The sequence below is a fragment of the Nocardia sp. NPDC047648 genome (assembly GCF_040642815.1).
Taxonomy (GTDB): Bacteria; Actinomycetota; Actinomycetes; order Mycobacteriales; family Mycobacteriaceae; genus Nocardia; species Nocardia gamkensis.
In genome coordinates this window covers 289,807-310,491 of sequence record NZ_JBEYSX010000006.1, presented here as the reverse complement: position 1 = coordinate 310,491, position 20,685 = coordinate 289,807, and the positions used below count along the sequence as shown (strand labels likewise).

At 70.4% G+C, this 20,685-nt stretch carries 21 protein-coding genes, 1 other RNA gene and 1 pseudogene; 12 read left to right on the top strand and 11 right to left on the bottom strand.

The window, feature by feature from the left end:
• Nucleotides 1–28 precede the first annotated feature (28 nt).
• Nucleotides 29–676 (bottom strand): cysteine hydrolase, encoded by a 648-nt coding sequence (locus ABZ803_RS16010; RefSeq protein ID WP_357038145.1) that lies wholly within the window; start codon nucleotides 674–676, stop codon nucleotides 29–31.
• 2 nt (nucleotides 677–678) lie between these two features.
• The gene (locus tag ABZ803_RS16005) at nucleotides 679–1,005 is read right to left on the bottom strand and encodes a hypothetical protein (protein ID WP_043722338.1); all 327 of its coding nucleotides are present in this window, start codon (nucleotides 1,003–1,005) and stop codon (nucleotides 679–681) included.
• Nucleotides 1,006–1,111: 106 nt separating this feature from the next.
• On the opposite strand from ABZ803_RS16005, the gene ABZ803_RS16000 reads away from it, so the two are divergent.
• Entirely contained in the window at nucleotides 1,112–1,447 is a 336-nt protein-coding gene (locus ABZ803_RS16000) for a helix-turn-helix domain-containing protein (RefSeq protein WP_357037937.1), read from the top strand.
• Between the two features lie 32 nt (nucleotides 1,448–1,479).
• On the opposite strand, the gene ABZ803_RS15995 is transcribed toward ABZ803_RS16000, so the two are convergent.
• The 3 genes from ABZ803_RS15995 to ABZ803_RS15985 form a co-directional block, all read right to left on the bottom strand.
• Nucleotides 1,480–4,542: a bifunctional [glutamine synthetase] adenylyltransferase/[glutamine synthetase]-adenylyl-L-tyrosine phosphorylase gene (locus ABZ803_RS15995; protein WP_357037934.1), complete on the bottom strand. Its 3,063-nt coding sequence runs from the start codon at nucleotides 4,540–4,542 to the stop codon at nucleotides 1,480–1,482.
• Nucleotides 4,543–4,599: 57 nt separating this feature from the next.
• Nucleotides 4,600–5,937, bottom strand: coding sequence for a glutamine synthetase family protein (locus ABZ803_RS15990; RefSeq protein ID WP_357037931.1), 1,338 nt, complete (start codon nucleotides 5,935–5,937; stop codon nucleotides 4,600–4,602).
• 165 nt (nucleotides 5,938–6,102) lie between these two features.
• On the bottom strand, nucleotides 6,103–7,647 hold the full coding sequence (locus ABZ803_RS15985; RefSeq protein WP_357037928.1) for an alpha/beta hydrolase: 1,545 nt from the start codon (nucleotides 7,645–7,647) through the stop codon (nucleotides 6,103–6,105).
• Between the two features lie 182 nt (nucleotides 7,648–7,829).
• Here ABZ803_RS15985 and panB point away from each other — a divergent pair, with 182 nt between their 5' ends.
• The 5 genes and pseudogenes from panB to ABZ803_RS15960 all read left to right on the top strand — a co-directional run bounded on the left by panB (nucleotide 7,830) and on the right by ABZ803_RS15960 (nucleotide 11,946).
• Entirely contained in the window at nucleotides 7,830–8,687 is an 858-nt protein-coding gene (gene panB / locus ABZ803_RS15980; protein ID WP_357037925.1) for a 3-methyl-2-oxobutanoate hydroxymethyltransferase, read from the top strand.
• 32 nt (nucleotides 8,688–8,719) lie between these two features.
• A complete protein-coding gene (locus tag ABZ803_RS15975; RefSeq protein ID WP_357037922.1) occupies nucleotides 8,720–9,562 on the top strand; it encodes a phosphotransferase in 843 nt (280 codons plus the stop codon).
• 91 nt (nucleotides 9,563–9,653) lie between these two features.
• Nucleotides 9,654–10,103, top strand: a complete 450-nt coding sequence (locus ABZ803_RS15970; protein WP_040865762.1) for a hypothetical protein — start codon at nucleotides 9,654–9,656, stop codon at nucleotides 10,101–10,103.
• 13 nt (nucleotides 10,104–10,116) lie between these two features.
• Nucleotides 10,117–11,064, top strand: a pseudogene (gene pip / locus ABZ803_RS15965) (prolyl aminopeptidase); the annotation flags it as partial.
• Nucleotides 11,065–11,085: 21 nt separating this feature from the next.
• On the top strand, nucleotides 11,086–11,946 hold the full coding sequence (locus ABZ803_RS15960; RefSeq protein ID WP_357038142.1) for a CHAD domain-containing protein: 861 nt from the start codon (nucleotides 11,086–11,088) through the stop codon (nucleotides 11,944–11,946).
• 15 nt (nucleotides 11,947–11,961) lie between these two features.
• On the opposite strand, the gene ABZ803_RS15955 is transcribed toward ABZ803_RS15960, so the two are convergent.
• A complete protein-coding gene (locus ABZ803_RS15955; protein WP_357037919.1) occupies nucleotides 11,962–13,413 on the bottom strand; it encodes an RNB domain-containing ribonuclease in 1,452 nt (483 codons plus the stop codon).
• A gap of 15 nt (nucleotides 13,414–13,428) precedes the next feature.
• Nucleotides 13,429–13,743 carry a hypothetical protein gene (locus ABZ803_RS15950; RefSeq protein WP_245660131.1) on the bottom strand — a complete coding sequence of 105 codons (315 nt, stop codon included), beginning with the start codon at nucleotides 13,741–13,743 and terminating at the stop codon, nucleotides 13,429–13,431.
• A 453-nt stretch (nucleotides 13,744–14,196) separates the two neighbouring features.
• Between ABZ803_RS15950 and ABZ803_RS15945 the strand changes: the two genes are divergently transcribed.
• The gene (locus ABZ803_RS15945; protein WP_357037915.1) at nucleotides 14,197–14,592 is read left to right on the top strand and encodes a hypothetical protein; all 396 of its coding nucleotides are present in this window, start codon (nucleotides 14,197–14,199) and stop codon (nucleotides 14,590–14,592) included.
• A gap of 49 nt (nucleotides 14,593–14,641) precedes the next feature.
• On the opposite strand, the gene rnpB is transcribed toward ABZ803_RS15945, so the two are convergent.
• Nucleotides 14,642–15,057, bottom strand: an RNA gene (rnpB, locus tag ABZ803_RS15940) — RNase P RNA component class A.
• Nucleotides 15,058–15,093: 36 nt separating this feature from the next.
• Here rnpB and ABZ803_RS15935 point away from each other — a divergent pair.
• From ABZ803_RS15935 to ABZ803_RS15920, 4 genes are all read left to right on the top strand, one after another.
• Nucleotides 15,094–15,981 carry an alpha/beta fold hydrolase gene (locus tag ABZ803_RS15935; RefSeq protein ID WP_357037912.1) on the top strand — a complete coding sequence of 296 codons (888 nt, stop codon included), beginning with the start codon at nucleotides 15,094–15,096 and terminating at the stop codon, nucleotides 15,979–15,981.
• A 93-nt stretch (nucleotides 15,982–16,074) separates the two neighbouring features.
• On the top strand, nucleotides 16,075–16,362 hold the full coding sequence (locus tag ABZ803_RS15930) for a hypothetical protein (protein WP_357037909.1): 288 nt from the start codon (nucleotides 16,075–16,077) through the stop codon (nucleotides 16,360–16,362).
• 32 nt (nucleotides 16,363–16,394) lie between these two features.
• Nucleotides 16,395–16,964 carry an NUDIX domain-containing protein gene (locus ABZ803_RS15925; protein ID WP_357037906.1) on the top strand — a complete coding sequence of 190 codons (570 nt, stop codon included), beginning with the start codon at nucleotides 16,395–16,397 and terminating at the stop codon, nucleotides 16,962–16,964.
• 48 nt (nucleotides 16,965–17,012) lie between these two features.
• The gene (locus ABZ803_RS15920; protein ID WP_357037903.1) at nucleotides 17,013–17,474 is read left to right on the top strand and encodes a GNAT family N-acetyltransferase; all 462 of its coding nucleotides are present in this window, start codon (nucleotides 17,013–17,015) and stop codon (nucleotides 17,472–17,474) included.
• Nucleotides 17,475–17,480: 6 nt separating this feature from the next.
• Here ABZ803_RS15920 and ABZ803_RS15915 read toward each other — a convergent pair whose 3' ends face one another.
• The 3 genes from ABZ803_RS15915 to ABZ803_RS15905 all read right to left on the bottom strand — a co-directional run bounded on the left by ABZ803_RS15915 (nucleotide 17,481) and on the right by ABZ803_RS15905 (nucleotide 19,740).
• Nucleotides 17,481–18,434 (bottom strand): hypothetical protein, encoded by a 954-nt coding sequence (locus tag ABZ803_RS15915; protein ID WP_357037900.1) that lies wholly within the window; start codon nucleotides 18,432–18,434, stop codon nucleotides 17,481–17,483.
• Nucleotides 18,431–19,018, bottom strand: coding sequence for a GNAT family N-acetyltransferase (locus tag ABZ803_RS15910; protein ID WP_357037897.1), 588 nt, complete (start codon nucleotides 19,016–19,018; stop codon nucleotides 18,431–18,433). The genes ABZ803_RS15915 and ABZ803_RS15910 overlap by 4 nt, the downstream gene beginning before the upstream one ends.
• Nucleotides 19,019–19,332: 314 nt before the next feature.
• Nucleotides 19,333–19,740 (bottom strand): hypothetical protein, encoded by a 408-nt coding sequence (locus ABZ803_RS15905; protein ID WP_357037894.1) that lies wholly within the window; start codon nucleotides 19,738–19,740, stop codon nucleotides 19,333–19,335.
• Between the two features lie 129 nt (nucleotides 19,741–19,869).
• On the opposite strand from ABZ803_RS15905, the gene ABZ803_RS15900 reads away from it, so the two are divergent.
• The gene (locus ABZ803_RS15900; RefSeq protein ID WP_357037891.1) at nucleotides 19,870–20,685 is read left to right on the top strand and encodes a helix-turn-helix transcriptional regulator; all 816 of its coding nucleotides are present in this window, start codon (nucleotides 19,870–19,872) and stop codon (nucleotides 20,683–20,685) included.

Genomic DNA, 20,685 nt, shown 5'->3' with positions numbered 1-20,685 from the left:
GTGGGCGGCGCGCAGCGGACCGACGGCGTCAGCGGGAGGGCCGACTCATGGACTCGATCAGTGCACCGGTGTCCGTCGTGAGCGAGCCGCCCGCGAATCGCAATGTGGCAAACGATCTTTCGGCCGCTTCAGGATGCCCGGCACCGCACGCGTCGGTGACGACGATCGGCAGATAACCCAGATCGAGGCTGTGCCGGACGGTCGGCTCGATGCCGACCTCCATGGCGATGCCCGCCACGGCGTAGGTGTCGATGCCGCAGTCGCGCAGCGCGAAATCCAGCGGGGTCGCCGCGAATGCCGACATGGTGATCTTGTCGAACACCACCTCGTCCGGCCCGGGCGTCAGCTCGGGTACCAACTGGAACTGCGCGGAGCCCTGCGGGAAGCTGGAGCGCAGCTCGGCGGGGTCGTCCACGCGCTGCCAGGACATGGCGGTGCGCAACTGGGCGACGCCCGAGGCCGCGACCGGCAGCGACATGTGCCGGGTGTAGAAGACGCGGAAACCGCCCGCCCGCGCGGCGTCGCGCAGTCGCACGCAGGCGCGCACGATCTTCTCGCCCTCCGGGATCTGTCGCACTATGCCGACCTGCATGTCGTAGATGAGCAGCGCCATCCGCGCGGGATCGCAGGCCTCGGGTACGGTCCCCGGGATGCTCAGGCCGAAGGCGTGTCGCATGCTCACGCGGTCCGGTCGTAGGGCTCGGCGACGTCGACCGCCGGGTCCATCAGCGCCTCCAGCGGCAGCGGCGCCTGCACCGGCACGAAGGTCCACTCCAGGTACCCGGCCTTGGTCAGCGGGAAGTCCGCGACGTACTTGCGCGCCTGCTCGACGCTGTCGACCTCGAAGACGATGACCACGCCGGGCTCGTCGGCGCGGGCGTAGTTCTCCCGGACGATGCCCGCCTTCCACAGCCGCCACACGTTGGCGACCTCCTCGGGCAGATAGGGGTTGATCGTCTCCAGTGTGACGCCGGGCTTGAATCGGTCGAAAACGATGACCTTCATAGAATTTCACTCCATGTCCGCGATGGTTCCTCTGAACGGCATCCATGGAATCGCGATGATTACAGTGTTACAAGAACGCACTTTTCAGTGAGTACCCGGAGGACATGTGCCCGACAAGCGCTACCGCTGCGCCGTGGAGGTGACCGTCGACCTGATCGGCGGCAAGTGGAAGCCGGTGATCCTCGCCCACCTGAAGGAGGGCGTGCACCGCTACGGCGAGCTGCGCAGGCGGATGCCGACGACCAGCGAGAAGATGCTGATCCAGCAGTTGCGCGAACTGGAATCCGACGGCCTGGTCCGGCGTACCGTCTTCGACACCGTGCCGCCGCAGGTCGAATACACCCTCACCGACGAAGGCCACACTCTCGTGCCCGTCCTCACCGCGCTCTACGACTGGGGCGAACAACGCGCGGCCCGCACCGGCCTCACCCTCGGTTCGTGACACCGACGAGTGAGAGCTGGCGCGGGAGCCGCTCACGCGCCGAAGACTCGTTCGACGACGGCTTTGGCGCGCCGGGTGACGCGCATGTAGTGATCGAGGAATTCGCTGCCGTCGTCGTTGGGCCACCCCGCGACGCGCGCGACGGCGGATAGCAGGCGGCCGGGCCCCGGAAGCTGATCGGTCGGCTTGCCGCGCACCAGCACCAAGGCGTTGCGGGCGTTGGTGGCGGTCAGCCACGCGTCGCGCAGCAGCGCCACGTCCTGCCCGTCCAGCAGGCCGGTCTGCTCGATCACGTCCAGCGCTTCCAGCGTGGAGGTGTTGTGCAGCCCCGGCACCTCGTGGGCGTGCCGCAGCTGCACGAGCTGGACCGTCCACTCGATGTCGGCCAGCCCCCCGCGTCCCAGCTTGGTGTGCGTCGCCGGATCGGCGCCGCGGGGCAGCCGCTCGGCGTCCACCCTGGCCTTGATCCGCCGGATCTCGCGCACCGCCTCGGCCGACACTCCGCCCGCCGGGTACCGCACCTTGTCGATGACGTGCAGGAAGCGCACCCCGAGTTCCTCGTCGCCGGCCACCTGGTTGGCGCGCAGCAGCGCCTGCACCTCCCAGGGCTGCGCCCACTGCTCGTAGTACGCGGCGTAGGCGGCCAGCGTGCGCACCAGCGCGCCGTTGCGCCCCTCCGGACGCAACCCGGCGTCCACGTGCAGCGGCGGGTCGGTGCTCGGCGCACCGAGCAGCTGCTGCACCCGGTCGGCCACCCCGATCGCCCATTTGACGGCCTTGGTCTCGTCCTCCCCCGGCCGCGGGTCGCAGACGAACAGCACGTCCGCGTCCGAGCCGTAGCCGAGCTCCATGCCGCCGAGCCTGCCCATGCCGATCACCGCGATGTCGGCGGGCGCGGGCGCACCCCGCTCCGCCTCACTCGCCCGGATCACCGCGCGCAACGACGCCTCGAGCACCGCCACCCACACCGACGACAGCGCCCGGCACACCTGCGGCACTTCGAGCATGCCGAGCAGATCGGCCGACGCCACCCGCGCGAGTTCGTGCCTGCGCAGCGAACGCGCCGCGGCCACCGCGCGTTTCGGGTCCTCGTAGCGCGCGGCGGCGGTGAGGATGCCGCGCGCCACCTCGTCGGGCTGCGGGCCGAGCAGCAGCGGACCGCCGGGCCCGTCGGCGTACATCCGGATCGTCTCGGGCGCGTTGATCAGCAGATCGGGCAGATACTCCGAGGAGCCGAGCACGATCATGAGCCGCTGCGCTATCGCGCCCTCGTCGCGTAGTTCGCGCAGGAACCAGATCTGATCGGCCAGCCCCTCCGACACGCGGCGGTAGGCCAGCAGGCCCGCATCGGGATTCGGTGTGTCGCCGAGCCATTCGAGCAGCGTCGGCAGCAACAGGGCTTGGATGCGGCCTTTGCGGGACACGCCGCCGGTCAGGGCCTTGAGGTGGCCTAGGGCGTGTTCGGGCGCCGCGTAGCCGAGCGCGGCCAGCTGCCGGATGGCGGCCTCGGGGCTCAGGCGCAGCGCGGCGGAGTCCAGTCGCGCCACCGATTCCAGCAGCGGCCGGTAGAACAGCTTGGCGTGTAATCGCCGGACGCGCACGGCGTTCCGGCGGATCTCGCTGTCCAGCACGCCCACCGCGTCCTGCCTGCCGTCGGGGCGGATGTGCGCGGCGCGGGCCAGCCAGCGCATGCCCTCCTCGTCGTCCGCGGCGGGCAGCGTATGGGTGCGACGCAGCCGCTGGAGTTGCAGCCGGTGTTCCAGCAGCCGCAGGAATTCGTAGGACGCGGTGAGATTGGCCGCGTCGTCACGGCCGACGTATCCGCCCGCGGCCAGCGCGCCGAGCGCCTCGACGGTGCCCTGCACGTGCAGTGTCTCGTCCACCCGCCCGTGCACCAATTGCAGTAGCTGCACGGCGAACTCGACGTCCCTGAGGCTGCCGCGCCCGAGCTTGAGTTCGCGTTCGCGCAGGTCGGCGGGCACCAGATCTTCCACGCGGCGGCGCATCGCCTGGACGTCGGCGACGAAATCGGGGCGCTCCGACGCCGACCACACCGTCGGCATCAGCGCGGCGCGGTACTGCTCGCCGAGCGCGAGATCACCCGTGGCCGGACGGTTCTTCAACAGCGCCTGGAACTCCCAGGTGCGCGCCCACCGCTTGTAGTAGGCGATGTGCGAATCCAGCGTTCGCACCAGGGCACCGGCTTTGCCCTCCGGCCGCAGCGCCGCGTCGACCTCGAAGAACGCCTGGCTCGCGACGCTCATCATCTCCGCGGCCAAGCGTGTGGCGGTGGCGTCGGCGGGCTCGGCGACGAACACCACGTCGACGTCGCTGACGTAGTTCAGCTCGCGCGCGCCGCACTTGCCCATCGCGATCACGGCCAACCGCACCGGCACCGGCTCGTCCTTGCAGACCCGCGCCACCGCGACCGCCAGCGCCGCGGTCAGGGCGGCATCGGCCAGGTCGGTGAGGTGACGGCCGACCACCTGGTAGGGCAGCACGGGCTCGTTCTCCACCGTTGCCGCCAGATCCAGCGCGGCCAGCAGCATCAACTGGTCGCGGTACCGCTTGCGCAACGACGCCACCACGTCGGGTCCCGAGAGCCCGGCGCGAAACAGCAGCTCGCCCGCCTCCCGACCGCCACCCCCGATCGAGTCGCGCTGCGACACCGTCTCGGCTGCGCGGGGCCCCTGCGCGGGCTCGGCCTCGACCGCCGCGAGCAGGTCGGCGATCAGTTCGTCGCGGTCGGGTAACTCCTTGCGGCGCAACACTTCCCATGCCGACGGCGCCGCCACGAGATGATCGCCCAGCGCGCTGGACGAGCCGAGCAACGCGAACAGCCTGCCCCGCAGTGAGCTATCGGTGCGGATCGCCGAATCGATGGCGTCCCAGCCGTCGGCGATGCTCTCGCGCAACCGCATCAGCGTGCTCAACGCGAGGTCGGCGTCCGGCGCGCGGGACAGTGCCCACAGCACGGGAATGCTCTCGACGTTGTCCCAGCCCAATTCGCGCAGCGACGCGGCGGCGGACGGCTCGAGCAATCCGAGCCGGCCGACACCGGGGACGGCGGAGCGCGCAGACGGGGGCCGGACCATGGTTCTCAAATTACATGGCCGCGACCGGGGGCACGCCGCCCCCGGACATCGCCCGGATCACAACCCCAGGTATTCCTTGAGCTCGAACGGCGTCACCTGGCTGCGGTAATCCGCCCACTCCCGGCGCTTGTTGCGCAGGAAGAAGTCGAACACGTGCTCGCCGAGGGTCTCGGCGACCAGTTCGGAGCGCTCCATCGCCTGCAGCGCCTCATCCAGCGTGCCCGGCAGCTCCCGGAAGCCCATCGCGCGCCGCTCCGCGACGGTCAACGCGAACACGTCGTCCTCCGCCTCCGGCGGCAGCGTGTAGCCCTTCTCGATGCCCCGCAAACCGGCCGCGAGCAGCACGGCGAAGGTCAGGTAGGGGTTGCACGCGGAATCGGGGCTGCGGATCTCGACGCGGCGCGAGGACGACTTGTTCGGCGTGTACATCGGCACGCGCACCAGGGCCGAGCGGTTGGACCGGCCCCACGAGGCGGCGGTGGGAGCCTCGCCGCCGTGGATGAGGCGCTTGTAGGAGTTCACCCACTGGTTGGTGACCGCGCTGATCTCCGGAGCGTGCTCGAGGATGCCCGCGATGAACGCGCGCGCCGTCTCCGACAGGTTCATCGGGTCGTCCGGGTCGTGGAAGGCGTTGGTCTCGCCCTCGAACAGGCTCATGTGCGTATGCATCGCCGAGCCCGGGTATTCGGCGAACGGCTTGGGCATGAAGGTCGCGCGCACGCCCTCGTCGATGGCCACTTCCTTGATCAGGTAGCGGAAGGTCATCACGTTGTCGGCCATGGACAGCGCGTCGGCGTAGCGCAGGTCGATCTCCTGCTGGCCGGGAGCGCCCTCGTGGTGACTGAACTCCACGGAGATGCCCATGGACTCCAGCGCGTCGATGGCGTGGCGGCGGAAGTTCGGCGCCGAATCGTGCACGGCCTGGTCGAAGAAGCCGCCGCTGTCGGCGGGCACCGGCACGCCGCCGTGCGAACCGTTCTCCAGCAGGAAGAACTCGATCTCGGGGTGCACGTAGCAGCTGAAGCCGACGTCGCCCGCCTTGTTCAGCTGGCGGCGCAACACGTGGCGCGGGTCTGCCCAGGACGGCGAGCCGTCGGGCATGGTGATGTCGCAGAACATGCGCGCGGAGTGCTGGTGGCCTTTGCTGGTGGCCCACGGCAGCACCTGGAAGGTCGACGGATCGGGCCGGGCGACCATATCGGCCTCGGAGACCCGGGCGAAGCCCTCGATGGCCGAGCCGTCGAAGCCGATACCCTCTTCGAACGCGCCTTCCAGTTCGGCGGGCGCGATCGCGACCGACTTCAGGTAACCCAAGACGTCGGTGAACCAGAGACGTACGAAGCGGATATCCCGCTCTTCGAGCGTCCGCAGCACGAATTCCTTCTGGCGATCCATGCCCGCGAGCGTAAGCATCCGGCGTTAAATCTGTGTTACATACACGCTTAAGATTGCTGACCTGGATGTTTTCGGAAGACTCCGCACAACCGGATCGTCCCGTTTGTGAGTTTTCTCCGGAGCGGGCCGGACGATGTCACCGACCAGCAATCGCGCCCGCCCGGCTCAGCAGGTGAGTCCGGGAGCGGGTTCGGTCAGGTCGACCAGGTAGGCGATGACCGCGTCGTCCACGCACGGCACGCCGCCGGCCAGCGCCACCGTGTGCCGGTTGCCCTGGTAGGTGATCAGCGCGGCGCCCAGCTGCCCGGCCAGATCGACTCCGGCCTGGTACGGCGTCGCCGGATCCTCGGTCGTCGAGACCACCACCGTCTTCGGCAGCCCCGGCACGGAGATGCGGTGCGGTTCACTCGTGTTCGGCACCGGCCAGGCGGTGCACAACTCCAGCGGCGCGGCGCCGGTGGCGTGGCCGTCGTCCAGGAACGGGGCCGCCTTACGGTATTGCGCGTCCTGGCGTCCGGTTACCTCGCGATCGGTGACGCGCGGATCGTCCACGCAGCGAATCGCGTTGAACGCGTCGGTGGTGTTGGCGTAGCTGCCGTCGTCGCGGCGGCCGTCGTAGAGGTCGGCCAGCGCCAGCAACGTATCGCCGCGGCCGTCGCGCAACTCCGACAGCCCCAGCGTGAGCACCTTCCACAACTCGTCGGTGTAGAGCGCCTGGCGCACGCCGGTGAGCGCGTCACCGTAGGTCAGCCCGCGCGGATCGGTGGTCTGCGCCGGCTTGTCCCACAGCGGGTTCACCAGCGCGCGGAACCGCGGCACCGCCTGCGCCGGATCGGCGCCCAGCGGGCAGTCCGGCTGCTGCGCGCAGTCCGCGGCGTAGGCGTCGAACACCTTCTGGAAGCCCGCCGCCTGCCGCAGCGACTCCTGCACCGGGTCCTGGGAGGAGTCGATGGCGCCGTCCAGCACCATCGCGCGCACCCGGTCGGGGAACTTCTCCGCGTAGGCCGAACCGATCTTGGTGCCGTAGGAGTACCCCACGTAGGTCAGCTTCGCGTCGCCCAGCGCGGCGCGCATGACGTCGAGGTCCTGGACGACCTCGCGGGTGCCGACATGGGCGAGGAAGTCCTTTCCGGTGCGTTCGGCGCAACGGTCGGCGTACCGGCGGTTGTCGGCCTCCGCGTCGGCGATACCGGACGGGGTGTAGTCCTCCTCCGGCTCGGCGCGCTCGGCGTCCTGCTCCTGCGGCGTCTGGCAGACGATCACGGGTGTGGAGGAGCCGACACCGCGCGGGTCGAAGCCGATCCGGTCGAAGCGCTCGGCCAACTCCGTCTTGTTACCCAGCGACGACAGGCCGAGGCCGGACTCCCCCGGCCCGCCCGGGTTCATCACCAGCGAACCCACCCGCCGCCCGGTCGCCCGGATCCGGGAGACCGCGATCTGCGCGGTCGCTCCGTCGGGCGCCGCGTAGTCCACCGGCACGGTGACCCGCGCGCACTCGGTGCTCGGCGGGAGCCGGTCGTCGGGTCCGCCGAATCCGGCGCAGTCGCCCCACTGCACCGTCTGCCCGTAGAACTTCTCCAGGCCGGTGGGCGGCGCCGTCGTCGGCTGCCCCGATTCGGTGCGGGTGACGGCGCACCCCGACATCAGGACAGCGACCGAGGCCAGCACCGCCACCGGGAACGCTCCGCGCCCACTTCGCACCGTCGACATGCCCTCGATATTGCCATCGAGCCACCGCGGGCACCGACCCGGGCGAACCCGACCCGCGCTGTGACCAATTGCACCGGTCATCGGCCTTAATCCGCCTCGGTGGCGAGTGGCACACTGATTCTCGTCAGACAATCCCGGGGACCCGGACGGGCCCCGAGGCGACACAGACGAAAGGGACGATGATGTCCGTATCCGATTCGGAAACCCCTGCCTACGGTGCGGTGCCCGGCAAGACCGAGAAGGTCGTGCGCAAGACCCGGGTGCACCACTTGCAGCAGATGAAAGCCGACGGCGAACGCTGGGCGATGCTGACCGCCTACGACTATTCCTCGGCGCGGCTGTTCGAAGAAGCAGGCATTCCCGTGCTGCTGGTGGGCGACTCCGCGGCCAACGTCGTGTACGGCTACGACACCACCGTGCCGATCACCGTGGACGAACTCATCCCGCTGGTGCGCGGCGTGGTGCGCGGCGCGCCGCACGCCCTGGTGGTGGCCGACCTGCCGTTCGGCACCTACGAGTCCTCCCCGCAGCAGGCGCTGGCCACCGCGACCCGGTTCATGAAGGAGGGCGGGGCGCACGCGGTGAAGCTGGAAGGCGGCGAGCGCGTCGCCGAGCAGATCGCGCTCATCACCGCGGCGGGCATCCCGGTCATGGCGCACATCGGCTTCACCCCGCAGAGCGTGAACACGCTGGGCGGATTCCGGGTGCAGGGCCGCGGCGACGGCGCCGAGCAACTGATCGCCGACGCCAACGCGGTCCAGGAGGCGGGCGCGTTCTCCGTGGTCATGGAGATGGTCCCGGCCGAGCTGGCGGGGCAGGTCACCCGCAAACTGACCATTCCCACCGTCGGCATCGGCGCGGGCGCGGACACCGACGCGCAGGTGCTGGTCTGGCAGGACATGGCCGGCTACACCAGCGGCAAGACCGCGAAGTTCGTCAAGCGCTTCGGCAACGTCGGTGACGAATTGCGCGCCGCCGCCGCGGCCTACGCCGACGAAGTGCGCCGGGGCAGCTTCCCCGGGCCGGAACACAGCTTCTGACCGGCGATTCCCCGGTCGGCACCGGCCGGGCAGTGCACGCACCCCGCACGCTGCTCGGCCAACCGCTGGAACCCCTGGTGAGCTGGGCGGGCACCGCCCTGCGCGCCCACGGCATCGAAGTCACCGGCATCGCGGTGGAGACCAAGCGGCGAGCATGGTCGCTACTCGCCCGTATTCCCACCGATGCCGGCCCGATGTGGGTGAAGGCCAACGCGCGCGCCTTCGCCCACGAGGGACCGCTGTTGCGTCTGCTGGCCCACCTGCGTCCGGGCAGCGTGCTGGAACCGCTCGCGGTGCACCCGGACAACGGCTGGCTGCTCAGCCCGGACGGCGGCGCCACCGCCGACGGCTTCGACGCAGGATGGCCCGCTTTGATCCGCCACTATGCCGATCTCCAGCGCTCGCTCGGCACGCACGTGGAAGACCTGCGCGCCACCGGTACACCGTACTTGCCGCCGGGCGAATTGATCAGCGTCTACCGCCATTTCGAGCCGCGCGTGCCGGGGCTCGGCGGCGGCATCGAAGCGGCCGCCACCGTGCTGACCGAGTCCGGTCTGCTCGGCATCGAGCACAACGATCTGCACCCGGGCAACGTCTTCGCGCGTGGTGCGGGGCCCGGCCTGCTCTTCGACTGGGGCGATGCCGTGATCACCCACCCGTTTCTGTCCCACCGCGTGCTGCACAGTCCCTATCGCGCGGAGTATTTCGCCCGCTGGCGACAGGTGGGGGACGTATCCGAGGCCGAGATCGCCGCGGCCGACCGCCTGGCTCCATTGGTCGCCCTGCATCCGTGGCGGACCGTGGAAAGCGCCGAGCCGGCCTTCGATCGGGTACGCCAGGATCTGCTCGACGAGCTGCGCGCGCACTTCCGCTGATCTATTCCCACCGAAAACGGCCGGTTCGGGCCGGTCGCCGAAATCAATGGCAGACTCGATGCCGACATTACCGACACGACCAGAGGTACCCATGCCGTACAGCCGTTGGATTTCACGCAGCACCCTGCTGGTGGCGGGCGTATTCGCCGCCGGGGCGTTGACCGCTTGCGGCAGCGACTCGGACCCGGCCCCCACCGGCAGCTCGAGTTCGACCACGGTATCGGCCACCGGGGCGCCGGGCACGACCTCCGGCCGCGTCACGCCGACGGCCCCGGAGATCTCCGACGCGGCCGCGGCCCAGCTGTGCGACATGATCCGGCCGGAGCTGTCCAACTGGCGAATCCAGGGCGGCACCCTGGGCAAGATCGGGCTGAACGCCCTGGTGCACGAGTGGGCGCTGCGCAACGGCGGCATCAACGGCGCGGTGCTGGCCGACAAGCCGATCGTCGACCGCCTCACCACCAAGAGCTGCCCGGACGTGCGTCAGCAGGCCGTGGAGGCACTCGGCATCCCGGATCTGGCCTCCGGTCTGGCGTTCTGAGCCGGGCGGTCGGATGCGCACCCGCTATCCCGCGATCGAGCCGTACGACTCCGGCATGCTGGCGGTCGGCGACGGCCAGTCGGTGTACTGGGAAGTCAGCGGCAACCCGGAGGGCAAGCCGGTGGTGTTCCTGCACGGCGGCCCCGGCGGCGGGACCGCGCCGTTCCATCGGCAGTTCTTCGATCCGGCCGCCTATCGGATCGTGCTGTTCGACCAGCGCGGGTGCGGCCGATCCACCCCGCACCTGGCCGACGGCGCGAGTCTGGAGTACAACACCACCGGCCATCTGATCTCCGATATCGAGGCGTTGCGCGAACATCTCGGCATCGATCGCTGGCAGGTGTTCGGCGGCTCGTGGGGGTCCACGCTCGCGCTGGCCTACGCGCAGCGGCATCCCGACCGCGTCACCGAAATGGTGCTGCGCGGGATCTTCCTGTTGCGGCGCAAGGAAATCGACTGGTACTACAACGGCGCCGCCGGCTACGTGTATCCGGACGAGTGGGAGAAGTTCCTCGCGCCGGTGCCCGAGGAGGAACGCGACGGCGACCTGGTCGAGGTCTACCACCGCCTGCTGCACGCACCCGACGAGCAGCTCGCCCGCACGGCCGCCATCGCCTGGTCCAGCTGGGAGGGCGCGACGAGTTCGCTGCTGCCGCACCCGGACCGGGTGGCCGAGACGTCCGATCCCCGATTCGCCCTCGCGTTCGCGCGCATCGAGAACCACTACTTCCGTAACGGCGGATTCCTCGACGAGGGCCAGCTGCTGCGCGATATCGGCGCCATCACCCATATTCCCGCCGTGATCGTGCAGGGCCGTCACGACATCGTCTGTCCGGCGGTCAGCGCGTGGGATCTGCATCGCGCCTGGCCCGGCTCGGTCCTGCACATCGTCGACGACGCCGGGCACGCGGCGAGCGAGCCCGGCATCACCCATCACCTGATCGAAGCGACCGACCGATTCGCGAAAGCAGAGGTCCGCCCGGTGGTCACGGCCGGGAACGCACTGGTCGCCGCATTGCGCGAGGACATCGACCGGCTCTTGGCCGCCGAGCCCGAGGTCCGCGCCGACGCCCCGGATTCGGTCCATCAGATGCGGGTGGCCACCCGCAGGCTGCGCAGTGTGCTGCGGTCCTACGGCCGACTGCTCACGAAGAAACCCGCCGCCGCGATGGGCGCGGAACTCAAGTGGCTGGCCGGATTGCTCGGCGCGGCGCGAGACGCGGAGGTGCGCGCCGACCGGTTCGCCGAACTGCTCACCGAGCATGCCGGACGGGCCGGCCTGGACGCCGTCACCGGGCGTCTGGTCGACACCGAGCGCGATCGCTATCGCGCGGCGCACGACGAGGTGCTGGCCGCGCTGGACGGGGCGCGCTACCGCGAGCTGCGCGACGAACTTTCCGGGTGGCGCACCGATCCGCCGCTGCGCCACTCCCGCGCCGCCGCGTCGGCGACGGATGTCTTCGGAGAGGTGCTGCGACGCGACCTCGACCGGGTGCGGTCCCTGGTCCGCGCCGAGGCCACCGTCGACCCGCTGCACCGGGTGGAGTTGCTGCACGACATCCGCAAGAGCGCCAAGCGGCTGCGGTACGCGTGCGAGGCGGCGGAGCAGGTGATCGGGGACGAGGCCGCCGAGCGCGGCAGCCGCGCGAAGAAGCTCCAGACCGTGCTCGGCGATCACCGGGACGCGGTGGAGTCGCACCAGGCGATCCTGCACCGCGCGGCCGAGGCCGCCGCCGCGGGAGAGGATGCAGGGCTCTACGAGATTCTCGCCGCCGCGGAGGACGCGGCGGCAGGTCGCGAGCTGAGCCGTTACCCGGCCACCGCCGCCACGTTGTTCGGATAAGCGGACTCCCGGCCTTCACGTCGAATACTCGAACGACACTTTCCGCTCGACCGGGTCGGCCGACAGCAGCCGCACCCGCACCGTCTTGCCTTCCGGCGGATTCCCCACGCACGGCCCGAGCACCGGCGGGTCGGGAACGAAGACCACGGCGGGCCGGTTGCCGTTGGCCTCGCGCACCACCACGGCGTCGAACTCCGCGCCGGTCCGCGGCGCCAGCAGGGTCGACTCGGTCAGGTCGATACAGGCCCGTTCGAGCTTGCCCGCCACGTTGTCGCTGCGCCGCATGGCGTCGGCCGCGCCCGCCAGCCCCTCGCGCACCCAGCGCGGCACCTCGGTTCCCGCGCACCTGGCCAGGCAGATCTCGGTCGTGAACCGGTCCGACAACCGCCGCAGCGGGGCGGTGACATGCGCGTATGGGGCGCCGATCGCACTGTGCCGCAGACTTTCCGGCGCGGGCGGCTCCCCCGACACCCCGTCGACCACGGTGTAGGAAGCGCCGCGCAGCAGGGTTGTCGCCTCGGACATGAGTACCAGCGCCGCGGGTGTTCCGGTGTCCAGTCCGGCCAGCATCCGCCCGACCGATTCGCCGTCGGACCACGCCACGCCCAGCGCCTGCGCGGTGCGGCGCATCGATTCGATCGCGGATTCCGACGGTGGCGGCATGGTGCGCAGCAGCGCGACCCGCTCTCTGGCGGGCGCGTCCGCGTCCAGCATGATCCGCGCCGCACACATGCCCGTCAGCAGCGAGACCTGTTCGTTCCAGTCGTCGGCGGCGGTGCGCGGTTCCACCACCAGCCGCCAGTGCCCGTCGGCGTGCTCGTCCTCGACCACCGCTTGCGCGGGCAATCGCAGCCCGATCGCGCCGCGCGCCAGCCCCGCCTCGATGCGCCGCGTGCCGAATTCCGGCAGGGCCGCGATGGAGGGGTGCAGCCGACCGGCCTGGGCGTCGGCCTGCACGCGAAAGTAGTCGAACCGGGCCCGCGAGCGCACCAGGGCACGGACCACCGAGAACCGCACCGGTTCGGCCTGCTCGTCGAGTTCGACGGTCCACAGCGCGGCCGGGCGCGTCCGCTCGGGAAGCAGGCTGGCGGAGCCTTCCGACAAGGCGGGCGGGTGCAGCGGCACGGTGCCGTCGGGAAGATAGAAGGTCTGTCCCCTGGCGCCGGACTCTTCGGCCAGCGCGCCGCCGGGGGTGATCACAGCGCCTACATCGGCGATGGCGTAATGCACGATGTAGCCGCCGGAGGTGCGTTCGATGTGCAGGGCCTGATCCAAGTCCATGGCCCCGGGCGGGTCGATCGTCACGAACGGGATGTCCGTGCGATCGACCCGGATGCCCGCGAACGCGTCCACCGCGTCGCGGGCTTCCGCGCTGGCCTCGGCAGGGTATGCCGAGGCCAGGCCGAACTCGGAACGTATGGCGCCGAAATCGACCGGCGCCGACACGATCCGCGGGTGGAGTTCCACGCTGAGGCGCCGGTCCTACTGGAGCGCCAGCATGGTGCCGTTCAACTGATCGAACGGACCGTAGACGGTGAAGGTGACCCGGCCACCGGGCACCGAGGACGAGACCCCGGCCGCGGCGTCCAGCGCCTCACCGAAGGAGGCGGCGGACGGATGCGGCAACCCGGCGAGAGCCAGGCCGACGTGATTCTGGTGCACCCACACCGTGTCGGCGGGACTCAGGTCGACCTGAACCCCACCTTGCAGCGGGGTCACCGCGACGGCGCTTGCGGAACCCGCACCCAGCACCGCGAAAACCGAAGCGGCGCCTGCGACCAATGCGCCTGCGACCATGGAGCGAACTACTCGCATATGTGTTGAGACCTGCTTTCCCGCGATCGAAGTATGAATGGCCCGGTGCTGCCCTGCGCCGGGCCTTGCCAACGGCGACTACTTTATGACGTCGATCACGATCAGGGCCAGTTCCGCACGAATCGGGCAGCGGAAATTCTCGCCCCGAGACACGAGCGCGCCCGCGCTGCTAACGTGGCCCGCCGTGACGGGCGTCGGGTTCGCCCGCGCCTTCGAAATGTCCCGCACGTCGACAATTTGGGAGCTCCATACCTATGTCATCGATTTTGTTCGACTACCTGTTGCCTCTGCTCGGCCCGGAGCAGGCCGCCTATTGGGCGCAGGTTTTCGTGATCAACCCGATCTGACCGCGCGTTTCTTTTCTCCCACTACTCGTCGCCTCCCGTTCACCTGACGGGAGGCGACGGTCGTCACGGGCCGCTAGCATGCCGCTGCGTGACCAGAACTACCGCCGCGCTCGCGGCCAGAACCACGGCCGCGTTCGCGGCAGGCGCCACCCTCTTCGCCCTGCTCCTCACCGGTTGCGGGGACGACAAGACCAACGATGCCGGCTCGCAGGCCACCACCACGGCGACGCAGGCCGCCGCACAAGTCGACAGCGTGAAGGCGGGCGCGTTCCTCGTCAGCTTCCGCGGCGCGTTCCCCAAGCTGTCCGAAGGCAAGGACGACGCGAAGATCGCTAGCATCCTGACCGAGACATGCGGAGACATCAAAGCCGGTAAATCGGAAAACGACGTCGTCGCGAACATCACCGAGCGCGCGGGCGGCGCCACCCGGCCCAGCTCCGAAGAGGCCAAGGCGATCTATCAAATGGCCAAACTCATGTGCTGACCCTGCTCTGCGCAGGCGTGCTTCGCAGGTGTGAAGCACGCCAGGCGGGCGGACGAGTTGGTCTGTAAGCCGGATCCTGTCCCCGGCCCTGGGGCCGGGAGGCGACCATCCATCTGGGCACTCCGTCGCCGGGTACCTCGAGCGGTCCACCCGCAGGCTCGGGCGAGCAGCCCTCGAGCGCCTGCGCAGCCGCACCGCGAACGGTGCGACCTTCGACCTTGCTCCGGGCGGGGTTTACCAAGCCGCCCCGGTCACCCGGGGCGCTGGTGCGCTCTTACCGCACCGTTTCACCCTCACCGCACGGCCCGGAGGCCGTGGGCGGTCTGTTTTCTGTGGCACTTTCCCGCGGGTCACCCCGGGTTGCCGTTAGCAACCGCCCTGCTCTGTGGAGTCCGGACTTTCCTCGGCGCCGGGCGGCGGCACAACCGTGCCCGTTCCCAGCGCCGCGGCCGCCCGACCAACTCGTCCGCCGTCCCAGGATACTGGGTACGGTTGGTGGCCATGGAACGTGTCGAGGTCGGCTTCCCATCCGGAAGCGAACAGTGCGCGGCGTGGCTATATCGCCCGGACGGCGCACCCAAACCCCGCCCGCTAGTGGTGATGGGACACGGCCTGGGGGCCAATCGGGAAATGGGACTGGATCGGTACGCGCGGCGTTTCGCGGCCGCGGGGATGGCGGTCCTGGTATTCGACTATCGGCATTTCGGCGCCAGTCAGGGCACGCCGCGCCAGTTGCTGAGCATCGCGCGGCAACGCGAAGACTGGCACGCCGCCATCGCGTACGCGCGCACGCTGCGCGGCATCGATGCGACCCGGATCGCACTGTGGGGCACGTCCTTCGGCGGCGGGCACGTGCTCTCGGTCGCGCCGGACGACGCCTACATCGCTGCCGTGGTCGCGCAGGTGCCGTTCACCAGCGGACTGTCCTCGGCACTGGCGAAGGGGCCGATCAGCCTGATCAAGGTCTCCACCATCGCGGCCACCGACCTGCTGCTCGGGCCGATCCGGCGCAAGCCGGTCCGCATCCGGCTCGCCGGGCGCAAGCGGGCCGCGGCGCTGATGAGCGCGCCGGACGTGCCGGACGGCTTCCGCAGACTGACCGACGAGAGCGAGACCTACGAGCCGAAAGTGGCCGCCCGCGTCGCATTCTCCGCACTGTTCGACGCGCCGGGGCGACGCGCGAAGGCCCTGAAGATGCCCGTGCTGTACGCCCTGTGCGACGACGACTCCGTCGCGCCGGTGAAATCGGCGCTGCGCGCCGCCGAACGCACCAAGCACGCGGTGGTGAAGCGATATCCCGCAGGACATTTCGATATCTATTTCGACGAGGTCTTCGAGAAGACCGTGTACGACCAGACCGAATTCCTGGTGTCGGTACTGCGACCGTGAATCGTCCGCGGCCCGGCCGTGCGCCGGGCCGCACGAGAACGGCCGCGCTCGGTAGATTGCGGGTGAACACGCGTCGATCGGAACGAGGCACCGATGATCGATCCATTGATCCTGGAGGAACGGCGCGGCCGAATGCTGCACCGGGTCCGCGAGTTGCGGCGTGACCTCGCCGCGTTGGCCGATGATTACGGCGCGCTGCCGGATTCCGGGCTGCTGATCGATACCGACGGGGTCGGCGCGCTCACCACCCCCGGTTATTGCGTCGCGGGCGCGCGCGAGGTGTTCGAGGAAGCGCTGCTCGAACTCGCCGCGGCCGCCGACGCCCTCGACCGCGCCGCGACGTACACCACCCGGCTCAAACCCGTGGTGCTGGACGGCTGAAGCTGTCGGTGCCCGGCCCTACAGTCCGTGCCATGCACTCCGCCACCGCCGCGGTCGCCGATGTCGTGCGGCGGATCACGCCGCTCGACGAGCTCGAGCGACAGCACGTCGACACGACGCTGGATTGGCTCGCCTCGACCGACGACATCTTCCGGCGGGCTAGACCGGCCACGCCGCCGCGACACCTGGTCGCCTATGCCGTGCTGGTCGATCCGGCGGCGCGGGCGGTGCTGCTCGGCAGGCATCGCCTCGCCGGGCTCTGGCTGCCGACCGGAGGGCACGTCGATCCCGGCGAGCATCCGCTCGACGCGGCGCGACGGGAAGCGGCCGAGGAGATCGGCGTCGAGGCACGGTTCGACGTCGTCGGGCCCGATCCACTGTTCCTCACCGTCACCACCACCGTCGGCTCCGACGCGCACGAAGACGTCAGCCTCTGGTACGTGATCCGCGGTGACCGCGCCCGCGGCCACTGCCTCGACCGGCGTGAGTTCGACGGTGAACATTGGTGCGACCTGGCCGGTTTCGACCTTCCCGACACCGATCCCCACTTCGCGCGTTTCCGCACCAAACTGGACACCGCTCTGCGAGCCGCCGCAAGCTGAGGTCGCTTCGAGTCGACGCGGCCGACCGATGCTGTCACGATGGCGCGGATGATTGTCAGGCTTGCGCGAGAGGACGACCTCGCCGGTTTTCTCGAACTGGCGGGGCAGGTCGAGCACTGGTTCGGGGCGTCCGCCGAGGATGCCGAGTTTCGTGCCGCGGTGCTGCGGCACATCGGGCGCGGAACGGCGCTCGTCGCTCGGTCCGCGGGGGCGGAGGTGCTCGGCGGCATCCTGTTCGGGCCGAACCCGCCGGTCTACCGGGTGCGCTGGCTGGTCGTCGCGGAACAGGCTCGCGGGCACGGCATCGGCCGGGCGCTCCTCGCGGACGCGGTTCGCCGGTACGTGCCTGCCCCGGGGACGCTGGAAGTGGTCACTTTCGGGCCCGATCACCCCGGCGGGGTCGTCGGCGGTGCCCGCACGTTCTACGAGAAGTTGGGGTTCCACCCCGCGGAGGAGGCGGCTCCCGGGCCGGAGGGGGGATCCCGGCAGGTCTATCGACGGCGCGTGTGAAACGGGTCAGCGCCGGTGGAACGCGCGCCAGAGGATGAAGGCGAGGGTGGACGCCGGGATCGCGGCGAGGATGGGCTTGTCGCGAAGCATTTCCAGCAGCGTGCGGCCGGGGCGGCTCACCGGCCCGGGGATTCCCGCGGCGCCGCGTTCGGCGGCGGTGGCAGCGTCCGCCTGGACCTGCTCGGCGCGTTCGGCGGCGCGGCGAACCGACTCGTATATCGGTGTTTCCTTCGGGCTGCCCTCCGCCGCCGAATGCCGCACGGCTTCCGGATCCGCGTTTCCCGTCGCGCCCGCGCCCTCCGGTGCCTGCGCCGATGCCACCGTATCCGGTTTCCCCGTAGCGCCGGCAGCGCCCGCTGTCGCGAGCCCATCCTCCGAGATCTGAGCCGAACTCACCGACTCCGTCTTCCCTCCCGCGCCGGCGATACCACCCGCCTGCGCGGACGTGCTCTCCGAGACCTGGGCCGAACTCACCGACTCTGTCCTTCCTCCCGCACCGGCGCCACCGGCCTGCGCGGACCGGCCCTCCGACAACCGCGAAGTCACCGTCTCCTGCTCTCCCGCCACGCCGGCGGCACCGCCCGCCTGCACAGCCGCATCCTTCGAGATCGGCGCCGAGGCCGCCGTGTCCGACTTCTCCGCCGAACCAGCAGCGCCGCCCGGTTCCGCAGACGCATTCTCCGAAACCTGCGCCGAACTCACCGACTCGGTCGCGCCTCCCGCCCCAGCAGCCGCGCTCCGCGTATCCGACTCGGACTTTCGCACTTCCGCGACGTCACCACGGGGCTCGCCGGGCGTGTTCGCGGGACGCTGCGCGGCGCCCGGCTCCGCATCCCGGTCCGCTCCAGAGGCTCCGCCGCGCCGCGCCGCACCCTTGGACGGCTGCCCGGTTTCGGCAGGCACACCACCGGTGCCCCGCGCGTCGTCGGTCCCCTTGTCCGCGGAATTGCGATCGGTCATGGCTGCCTCCTGTGCTCGGCGTCGCGGTGCGGGACGGATGTCTCGGATGCCGTCGCGGCCCGGATACCCTGCGGGTGGGCGGGCAAACCGGGCGTGGGCGGCCGCCAGGCCATCTCGAATTCCCGGCGCGGATCGCCCGGGGCGATCTGTCCGCCGCCCCCGGTCCGCGCGAAGCCGTTGCGCAGATACAGCCGCTCGGCGAAGGCATTGTGCTCGGCGAACTCCAAGTGGACGACGTCGTGCCCGCCCTCGACCGCCCAGTCGAGCACCGCGCGCACCAGCCGGTCGGACACCCCGGTCCCCCGCGCCGACGGCGCCACCCACATCGAGATCAGGTGCACCCCGCCGCGTTCGGGGTCGGGCATGCCCGCGACGGTCCCCACTTCGGTGCCGTCCCACCGGGCCACGAACTGCGCTCGATCCGACAGCGCGCGCCGCCAGTCGCTTTCGGTCCGGGCCTTGGCCTCGGCGAGGGTGCTACCGAAGAACTGCGGCGCGTCGGTCAGCGCCGCGAGCCTGATACGCCGGAATACCGCCCAGTCATCGGGCACGAGCAATCTGATCTCGGGCATGGAGACGTCCATCCGCATGTCTCTACCCGCCCGGCGGAGTCGGGCACAACGGAATTCCGATGAGCCGTCGAGGACGCAGAGTGCCCGCTCACCCGTGACTGTGGGCCGGGGTGAACAGCGACTGTCCGGCCCGCCGTTCGGCCATCCTGATCCGGACGGCACTCGTCGCTGTCCCTGACCAGCCCACACCCGCTGCTGGTCACCAGTGCGGCGAGGGGTCCGGATGCCGTGACCGCATCACCGGCCGCCCACGGCGATCCGCGCGTCGAGCAAGCGGTCGAGGCCGGACGCGTCGGCGAGGCGGCATCGGTCGGTACCGTGGGTGCTCACCCGAGCCTGCGCAGACCGGCGGATTCCAGTCCGGCGAAGATCGCGACCGCCGCCGCGCCGACGAGCAGGAAAGCCACACCCGGACCGGTCAGCGCGAGGACGTTCGTACCGGCCAGTCCGATCATTCCCGCTGCCGACAGCGCGTTGACCGCTACGACCGCCCGCGCGTGGCGCGCGGACACGGCGGGGAGTCGTGCGAGCGTCAGCAGTGCGAGCGCGCCGCCGATCATGACCACGCCGAACGCGATGCTCCAGCCGATCGGCAGCCCGAGCGGGTCGCGCAACACTCCTGCTCCGGCCAGCAGCACCCCGCCGAAGATCCCGGTGCTCCAGCCGTCCATGCGCAGCGCGGTTCGCAGGAACGCGGCGCTCCCCTCGCGGCGGGCCAGGGTGGCTGTTCTCATATCGCACTCCGTTCATCGATTCGGCGGGGCCTTTCGGCTCCCGCCGCCAACCCTGCTGGCCGGAGGTCGGCGTCGCAATGACCTCGGAGGTCATGGCCGCACCGCACGACCGAGTGCTTAGCTGGTCGAATGACAGCGGTGCGAACACCATCGAGAGCGGGCATCCTGCTTCGCGAATGGCGGCAACGGCGCAGGCTGAGCCAGCTCGATCTGGCGCTGGCCGCGGACAGTTCGGCGCGTCACCTGTCGTACCTGGAGACCGGCCGCGCCGCGCCCAGCCGGGCGATGGTGCTGCGGCTGTGCGATGCGCTGGATGTGCCGTTGCGCGAACGCAACACCCTGCTGGTGGCAGCCGGTTTCGCCCCCGCCTACCCGGAGAGCGGCCTCGACGACGCCCATCTCGCGTCGGTCCGCACCGCGCTGGACACCATGCTGACGGCGCACGAACCGTACCCGGCGGTGGTCATCGATCGGCTGTGGAATGTGGTGACGGGCAACGCGGCGATGAGCGTGCTGATGGACGGCGTTCCCGAACACGTGCGGGCGCCGCGGCTCAACGTCTACCGGCTGGTGCTGCACCCCGACGGGCTCGCGAGCCGGTTGGCCAACCTCGCCCAGGTGCGTGCCCTGTTCCTGGAGCGGCTCGGCAGGCAGGTCAGCGCGAGCGGCGACGCGGAACTGGCCGCGCTTCACGAGGAGGTGGCGGCCTATCCCGAGCCGGCCGGAATCGATGGGCCGGAAGCGTGCGCAGGCGCACCGCCCGGCCCTTTCGAGGTGCCGATCCGGATCCGCACTCCGGCCGGCGAACTGTCGATGTTCAGCACGATGGCCACCTTCGGCGCACCCGCCGACGTGACGCTGTCGGAGCTGGCCATCGAATTGTTCTATCCCCTGGATGATTTCACCGCGGCCGTGCTGCGCGGGGCGGCCGCGGCGAAGGCGTGA

What these genes read in the sequence shown, in the direction of transcription:
- ABZ803_RS15950 (WP_245660131.1), bottom strand. Translation starts at nt 13,743, where the DNA reads ATGGTCGCAGGCGCATTGGTCGCAGGCGCCGCTTCGGTTTTCGCGGTG.
- ABZ803_RS15910 (WP_357037897.1), bottom strand. Translation starts at nt 19,018, where the DNA reads ATGGACGTCTCCATGCCCGAGATCAGATTGCTCGTGCCCGATGACTGG.
- ABZ803_RS15920 (WP_357037903.1), top strand. Translation starts at nt 17,013, where the DNA reads ATGATTGTCAGGCTTGCGCGAGAGGACGACCTCGCCGGTTTTCTCGAA.
- ABZ803_RS15930 (WP_357037909.1), top strand. Translation starts at nt 16,075, where the DNA reads ATGATCGATCCATTGATCCTGGAGGAACGGCGCGGCCGAATGCTGCAC.
- ABZ803_RS15900 (WP_357037891.1), top strand. Translation starts at nt 19,870, where the DNA reads ATGACAGCGGTGCGAACACCATCGAGAGCGGGCATCCTGCTTCGCGAA.
- ABZ803_RS15985 (WP_357037928.1), bottom strand. Translation starts at nt 7,647, where the DNA reads ATGTCGACGGTGCGAAGTGGGCGCGGAGCGTTCCCGGTGGCGGTGCTG.
- ABZ803_RS15990 (WP_357037931.1), bottom strand. Translation starts at nt 5,937, where the DNA reads ATGGATCGCCAGAAGGAATTCGTGCTGCGGACGCTCGAAGAGCGGGAT.
- ABZ803_RS15915 (WP_357037900.1), bottom strand. Translation starts at nt 18,434, where the DNA reads ATGACCGATCGCAATTCCGCGGACAAGGGGACCGACGACGCGCGGGGC.
- ABZ803_RS15935 (WP_357037912.1), top strand. Translation starts at nt 15,094, where the DNA reads ATGGAACGTGTCGAGGTCGGCTTCCCATCCGGAAGCGAACAGTGCGCG.
- ABZ803_RS15970 (WP_040865762.1), top strand. Translation starts at nt 9,654, where the DNA reads ATGCCGTACAGCCGTTGGATTTCACGCAGCACCCTGCTGGTGGCGGGC.
- panB (WP_357037925.1), top strand. Translation starts at nt 7,830, where the DNA reads ATGTCCGTATCCGATTCGGAAACCCCTGCCTACGGTGCGGTGCCCGGC.
- ABZ803_RS15925 (WP_357037906.1), top strand. Translation starts at nt 16,395, where the DNA reads ATGCACTCCGCCACCGCCGCGGTCGCCGATGTCGTGCGGCGGATCACG.
- ABZ803_RS15905 (WP_357037894.1), bottom strand. Translation starts at nt 19,740, where the DNA reads ATGAGAACAGCCACCCTGGCCCGCCGCGAGGGGAGCGCCGCGTTCCTG.
- ABZ803_RS16005 (WP_043722338.1), bottom strand. Translation starts at nt 1,005, where the DNA reads ATGAAGGTCATCGTTTTCGACCGATTCAAGCCCGGCGTCACACTGGAG.
- ABZ803_RS16010 (WP_357038145.1), bottom strand. Translation starts at nt 676, where the DNA reads ATGCGACACGCCTTCGGCCTGAGCATCCCGGGGACCGTACCCGAGGCC.
- ABZ803_RS15995 (WP_357037934.1), bottom strand. Translation starts at nt 4,542, where the DNA reads ATGGTCCGGCCCCCGTCTGCGCGCTCCGCCGTCCCCGGTGTCGGCCGG.